Source organism: Pirellulales bacterium (genome assembly GCA_035656635.1).
GTDB lineage: Bacteria > Planctomycetota > Planctomycetia > Pirellulales > JADZDJ01 > DATJYL01.
Genome location: DASRSD010000177.1, coordinates 1 through 7072 on the forward strand (window position 1 = coordinate 1; position 7072 = coordinate 7072).

The following is a 7072-nucleotide window of genomic DNA, read 5'->3' on the forward strand; positions in this document are numbered from 1 at the left end:
GTGAACCAACATGATGGCTTTGTTGTAATCGGTAAGCGAGCGATAGTAAGCGGCTTCGGCATCCGCCTCGTTGCGCTGGGCTTCCAGCAACAAGTCGAGAGTGACGGTGCCGGCGTCGTACGCGGCTTTGACCGCTTCCACCTGCTGCTGGGCAGCAATGCGGCGGTTAAAGTTTGTTTGCGATAACACGTAATTGGTATCTACGTCGCGCACAGCATCGGCCAGTTGATGCGACAATTCCAATTCTTGATCTTGCAGGATGGAACGTTCCCGAGCCAATTGCAGCTGTGCATTGCGAACGGCCGCCAACGGTTGGCGGAAGCCAATGGGCATGCTGAACTGAGCACTTAGTTCCCATTCCTGGAAATTGCCGCTGGCCAAGGTAGAGAATGCATCCGTACCAGCGAGGTTGCCGCCCGTAGTTGTTGAGAACGGCGTGCCCGGTTGTTCGATCAAATCCTGGCCCACGCCCAAGAATCGGTACTTACCGCCGACATCCAAGCGGGGCAACAACAAGTTCTTGGAAGCGATCAACTGCAATTCCATTTGCTTGATGCGCCATTTTTCCTGACGAAGCTCAACGGAACGGCACAAGCCTTCGGCATGAATGTCGGACCAATCGAAGCAGACCTTGGCGTCGGTTGGCTCGTCGCAGGGGCGAATCAGCCGGCCATCGGTTGCAGCCAGACCCATCATGTAGCGCAGCCGGTTTTCAGCGCGGTATAAGTCGTTCAGAGCAGTTTCCAACGAACTGCGGAACAGGAAGTATTGAGCACGCGATTGGGCTTCTTTATCGGCTTCGCCGCCGCGGGCTCCAACCTCGTACTTGGCATGGATTTCTTTCCAGGTTTGCAAAGCAGCATCGCGGCCCCCCTTGGTGGCCTCTAGGTTGCGATAGGCGAAATAAAGCTCCCAATAAGCGTTTTCAACATCTTCAACAAAGTTCCGCACGCCGGCTTCAAAATCGGCCAAACGAATGTCGGTACGGATCCGGGCGATAATTACGCCATCGTATTGCAAATAGGTGCCGATGCCGCGAAGTGGATCGAACGGACCGGCAATGCGGTTGTACAGGCTGCCAGCGCCCTGCAATAACGGTTGCTTGAAGCCCAATTCAAAGTTTTGCGTCCAGTCGCTGCTGGTTTGCTGAAAGCCGCTGTTGCTGTCGTTGTAGATGGTGTTTTCAAACGCGGTGACTTCCGCACCCGTTGCCGTTGTTTTGGTAAAGCCAGCTTGGAACGTACCGGTATCGCCGTGGAACACGTTGTTAGGGAACTGATTAATGCCGCCAATAATATTTTGCGGTTCGTCGTGCTTATTCCAGTCGGCGCTGGCCTGCAATTGGGCATCGAATGCGGAGAGGGCGCCTTCTACGCCAAACACCGGATCGGTTTCAAACAACGCCGGTTCGTAAACCGTCTGGACGCTAGGCGATTGCGTCAGCAAAACTTCCGGCGTTTGAGTGACCTGTGTGCGTGCTGTATTGGGTTGAATAAACAATCGCACGCCCAAGGAGCGCATAACCTTGCCGTTCTCCAACGCAATGCGGACCGCATCGGACAAGCATAAATCCCACATTTCCTCCGGTTTTGGATTGCTAACCGTCAATGGCGCCGGCGGATCGCTCACTTCCTGAATGCTGCACGTCTTAGTGTCGGGATACTCGATGTTTGTCGCCAAGCCCACATAGTGCGACAGATCGCCATCCTCAGAGAAATAGAACGGCTGGGTAGGCGAACAGCCCGTGGCACACGCGGCCAAAAGAAGCAGGCAGGCCGACACCAATACTCTGCGGCTGAATCGGATGCGGTAATTCATTGCTTTCAAAACCCCCGTGGGAGTCTGCTGGGCGATGGCTGCTCGCGCTGGGCGCTATTGGCCATCGAAAATCGCTGAAGCGATCCACGTCGTCCCCCCCGGGACCATTTGCTGCTAGCAGTGCGCGCCATGGCGCGCGCCGCTTGCCGATACAAATGGCAGGCTTGGTATCGGTCCCATCAGCCCGTAGACTTTGGCGAAAACACAAATTCGCTGTGATCGGTAGACTCAACTACAGCTATGCAAACCGCCCAGTTTTCTTAGCATGCCGCCGATTTGGATTAACCCTTCAAGTCGCGACGAAATCGCTCGTAATCTTGTGGGTAGTCCATATCTGCTAGCTCAGACGCATTAGAAACGGCGAGAAGCCGAACGTCATGGGAATGCACTTGAAGTAATCCTTGTAATCCGACACCGTCGAAGTGTTCTAGCACTTCGGCAAAATATCGCGACGGCAAAATTACCGGATGACCGCGCTTGCCAGCAGCTATGGGCGCAACGATGGCGCCGTTCGAATCACCATAGAACCGAAGTAGTTGGGAAACGAAATCAGCTTGAATTCCAGGTTGGTCGCCTAAGGCAATCAAGGCGGCGCTGCACTCGGGGGACAGTGCTTGCAGTCCGCAACGGATAGAACTAAGCATGTCGCCATCGGGATTTGGATTTTCGACCAAAATAAGGTCTCTCCCGGCCAGAGCGTCTGTCACGGCGTCGCGATCTGCACCGACTACCGCAACAATTTTGTTGATGCCGGCGGCAATAATTTGGTCGGCAATATGGCCAATCACGGTTTGCTTCGCCCACGGCAAAAGCAGCTTCTGCGTTCCCATCCGCTGCGAGCGACCAGCCGCCAAAATGATAGCAGCGATGTTCACAGGCATCGATTAAGTTGTTGCCGTAAGCTTAATTGGCATTTGGCGGATGCGTTGGCCAGTCGCGTGGAATACGGCGTTGGCGATGGCCGGAGCAACAGCAATGATCGGCGTTTCGCCGGCGCCCGCCGAAGGAGCGTCGGGCCGCCCAGGCAATGGTTTATCGAGCAAAACAATATCCAATTCCGGCACGTCATCAAACCGCGGCACCAAATACTTGGAAAAGGCGGCATTCAGCATTTTGCCATCGGCAAATTTCATTTCCTCTCGCAAAGCGGCGCCAATACCCATAATCACGCCTCCCATCACTTGGGTGCGTAAATTCTCGGGATTGATGATTGCGCCAGCTTCAAATACTTCGCATACATGACGAACCGAAATTTGGCCTGACTTAGGATCGACCTCCACTTCGGCACAAGCGGCCACTACCGAATTCTTGTCGGTCCCGCAGGCTAGGCCAATGCCAACGTTTTCAACGTTCTTGCCGCGGCGAGTGGTCCAATCGAATCGTGAGGTCGCTTCTTGCAACACTGCCCGTAGGCGTGGGTCGTCTAAATGAGCCAGCCGGAATTCCAGCGGGTCTTTGCCCGCGGCTTCAGCCAGCTCGTCCATCAGGCTTTCGCGAGCAAAAGTATTGCCAGTAGCGCTGAGCGCACGATAGGAGCCATGCCGCAACGGTGCAGCAGCCGCTTGCATTTGGGCAAACTTCTTTCCCACACGATACGGCGGATCGACCGCAGACCGTTCCGGCGGATTGATGTTCACAAAGTACCAACTGGTAATGTTGCCGTCGGAATCCAAACTAGCTTCGGCCTTTACCAGTGCCGCAGCTCGGAAATAGGCCCAGGTAAATTCCTCAGCCCGGGTCCAATGCAGCAACACCGGTTTGCCGGCTTCCTTTGCCAACCGTGCGGCTTCAATCGCCGATTCGCCGGAGTGCTTACCACCAAAGCCACCGCCAAAATCAGGCACAATCACACGTACTTTTTCCTGCGGAATGCTGAAGGCGCGAGCCAATTCTCCTTGCACGCCAAAGGGATTTTGCGAGGCAGTCCACACGGTCAGCTTGTCGCCTTCCCATTCGGCCACTTGGGAACGCGGTTCCATCGGGCAGTGCTGGATGTAAGCCACGTGATAATCTTGCTTCACGGTTTTGGCGGCCGCAGCCATTTCGTCTGCGTTGGGATTTTTTGACACGCCCCCACGAGCGGTTTTTTCGAGGTGCTCGAATAGTTGATCGCTGTCGGGATGTGAGGGGTGCTCCCATTCAGCCGTCGCGGCAATTGCCTCCAGCGCTTGATTTGCTCGAAATGTAGTTGGCGCGGCGACACCGACGAAGTCGCCGTCTTTGGTCACCACGACACCGTCCATTGCTTTAGCGACGTTCAAGTCGACTGATTTCAGCTTGGCCGGCTTCGATTGCAACCCAAACGATGGAGCGCGCAGTACTTTCCCATACAACATGCCAGGCCGTGTTATATCGGATGGGTAAACATGCTTGCCATTTACCAACTCCTCCCGATTGGGCCGCGGGGTAGGAACGCCCATAACCTTCCAACTTTTTACCGGTGTAACTTCGACCTGCGCAGGCACATCGTCGAACGCTTTGGCGGCGTCAGCAGACGAAGCCAGATCGGCATAGGTTGCATCTCGGTTACTAGCTGTGTGGATAACTCTGCCGTCGCGCACTTCTACTTCAGATGGCTCGACATTCCAGCCTTTGGCCGCAAGACCAATCAAAATTTGACGCGTCGCGGCAGCAGCTCGGCGAATGGAAGGCACTGTATTGGGAGTAGAACCGCTGCCGGCGGTGAGGCCGTCGTTGGGCACTAGGGCCGTGTCGGCCATGACCAGCGTGATGGCCGAAACCGGCAGGCGCAATTCTTCGGCGGCCGCTTCGGTGAACTCGGTCCGCGAACCTTGGCCGCATTCAACTTTGCCGGTGAGCAGGGTGACCTTGCCATCGGCGCCAATGTGCAGCCGAGCGGCCACTTTCGGCTGTCCACCACCACGAACGCCCCCTTTCCCTCCCCCTTTGCGTTGCGCAGCTTCTCGGCGCAGGGCATCTTCTTCGTTTACTTGGGCCCAAAGTGGTTCGGTGACGGCGATCAGCAAACCCGCACCCAGGGTTTGCAGAACCCGGCGGCGATCGACGCCGAAATTGAACTCGATTCGATCGACCGGTTCGTCATATGCCAGCGAAACCGGATCGGGCACGGCGACGATGGATACTCCCTCTCCTTCTGGAAGAGGGTTGGAGTGTGGGTGCTGGGGTCCGTTATGGGCGCTGGACTCGGTAAGGCTGGGTAAATTATGGGTGGTCGATTCCTTGGCAGCGGTTTTATTTTCAGGCAGCGCGACAGTGCTCATCGTTACGCCCTCCCTGCAAAGGTAGCGGTTTTGGCAGCGCGGCGCACGGCGTTGGTGATTTTCGGATAGCTGCAGCAGCGACACAAATTGCGGTTCATTCCGGTGATGATTTCAGCGTCGGTTGGGTTGGGCTTTTCTTCCAGGAGCGCTAAGGCGCACATGATCATGCCCGAGGTGCAGTACGCGCACTGAAATGCATTCTCTTCCAAAAACGCTTGTTGCACCGGGTGGAGCTTGTCTCCATCGGCCAAGCCTTCGATAGTGCGGACAGTTTTTCCGTCCACATCTTCAATGGCTGTGCGGCAGGAGAACACGCGTTTGCCATCAACAATCACACTGCATGCTCCGCAACGTGCTTCCCCGCATCCGTATTTGGTGCCCAGCAGCTGCAAATCTTCCCGGAGCACTTCTAGCAGTGACCGCTGTGGATCGGAAACGACTTGCTGCTTTTGGCCGTTAACGGTCAGCGTAAACGTCGCGCCCATAGAAATTCCCTTGTACACAGGAAAAGGGGATAGCTCAGCGACATTTAGCGTAACGCGAGGTCAATTCATTGTCCAGCAAGGGCACAGAATTGTGGCAGAATCGGGGGCCAAGGCACAGTACTTGCACTGTATTCCGCTCAAAACAAGGGGCAACGAAATTATTCGCGGAGGTAAACATGAAAACTCTCGCGACGGTCTATCTTCTTGTGGGATTGGCAGTGTGTACGACCGGGTGGGAAAACGTTGCCCTCGCAGTCGTGGTCAAAAACGACGCAACACCAACTGACAAAACTAACGTAACAGCGGCAAAGGCAAATACGTCGCCAATCAAAACCGACAGGAAGCCAAACAAAGCCGACGCAGCCCCAAATAAACCGACCGTGGCTCCAAATAATAAAGACGGCGCGCCGAGCAAAATCGAAGGCCGTTATGTTGGCACTTGGCAAACCACCAAGAGCAAAAAGTTACACGGCACGGCCAATTGCATCGTCAAACAAATTTCTGACGAGCACTGGCAAGGGCGTTTTTGGGGCATGTGGGAACATGTCGATTTTGACTACACCGTTGAGTTTTGCGGTGATCCAGTGACAGGCACGGCCACGATTGACGGCGCCGAGTATCAATGGACCGGCACGTTGACACAGGATGTATTCAAAATTCAATTTACGGGCTCGCGGTATGAAGGAAGCATGGATTTAAAGCGCATTGATGGCCCTGCGACTGTGATAGCTGCCAAAGAAACAATGGGTAAAGCAACGCCCGTGAAGTAAGTGGTTGGCGCTTGTGGACGGCGTCCGGCAGTCAGCCGGTTAGGGTTGGGCGGGAGTAGCCGCATCTTCATAACGGTCGGCGAATTTGATTTCGTCGAAGAAGAATCGCTGAAAGCTCTGTCCATTCATGCGGTACAGGCACACGTTCACGCCGGCGATGTGCCGCGAAGGCTTGTGATCGTTGTATTGCGGATTGTCAGGGTTGTAGCCGACTTTAACGTGTTCAAGTTTCAGCTCTTCTTGATCGTTAAGCGTGATTGTGATGGCGCCTTCGGCCGTTGCCGCCGATGGCCGCACGTGTACGAGCCAACGCATCCACTGACCCGTAACAACTGGGCCAAGATTGAAGTACTGCGACTCGCCGGGCGTAGTGCTCAAAGCGTCGTGTTCATCGTCGCGGAGGATGAGTGCGAAGTTGCCGTTGCGGCCGGTATTGTTCCAACCGTGAGCTGCGCAATCGGCCGGGCTAACAATTACCAGCGATACGGGCGGATGATACGGCGAGCCCTGCCACCACTGTTCGAACAGTAAATCGCCCGTTGCCGGCAGTTTGTAATAAGACGGATCGATTTTCATCGCAAAGCCGTGATAAAAATCTGCTGGCTCAAGCACCCGCGGCGAAAATTTGTCATAGGATGTAACGCTATCGATCGAGGCTTTGTATGCCGCTTTGGTGGTGTCGATTTCGTCGCGGCCATCAATTTGAATTTGCAGTGCGGAATTGCCCGAGTAATGCTCGGCAGTCACGGTTTGAATA

The 7072-nt window shown here is 55.1% G+C and carries 6 protein-coding genes; 1 reads left to right on the plus strand and 5 read right to left on the minus strand.

All coding sequences use genetic code 11. The features are described from left to right. The 4 genes from VFE46_18505 to VFE46_18520 form a co-directional block, all read right to left on the minus strand. Window positions 1-1818, minus strand: a 1818-nt coding sequence (locus VFE46_18505; GenBank protein HZZ29994.1) for a TolC family protein, incomplete at its 3' end; no start/stop codon positions are given. A gap of 281 nt (window positions 1819-2099) precedes the next feature. Next, a complete protein-coding gene (locus VFE46_18510; GenBank protein ID HZZ29995.1) occupies window positions 2100-2699 on the minus strand; it encodes a nucleotidyltransferase family protein in 600 nt (199 codons plus the stop codon). Between the two features lie 3 nt (window positions 2700-2702). Then, window positions 2703-5060 (minus strand): molybdopterin cofactor-binding domain-containing protein, encoded by a 2358-nt coding sequence (locus VFE46_18515; GenBank protein HZZ29996.1) that lies wholly within the window; start codon window positions 5058-5060, stop codon window positions 2703-2705. 2 nt (window positions 5061-5062) lie between these two features. Beyond that, window positions 5063-5545 (minus strand): (2Fe-2S)-binding protein, encoded by a 483-nt coding sequence (locus VFE46_18520; protein ID HZZ29997.1) that lies wholly within the window; start codon window positions 5543-5545, stop codon window positions 5063-5065. Window positions 5546-5721: 176 nt separating this feature from the next. Here VFE46_18520 and VFE46_18525 point away from each other — a divergent pair, with 176 nt between their 5' ends. Next, on the plus strand, window positions 5722-6315 hold the full coding sequence (locus VFE46_18525) for a hypothetical protein (GenBank protein HZZ29998.1): 594 nt from the start codon (window positions 5722-5724) through the stop codon (window positions 6313-6315). Between the two features lie 39 nt (window positions 6316-6354). Here VFE46_18525 and VFE46_18530 read toward each other — a convergent pair. Further along, window positions 6355-7072: heparin lyase I family protein (locus VFE46_18530; GenBank protein HZZ29999.1), on the minus strand; the 718-nt coding region annotated here is incomplete at its 5' end.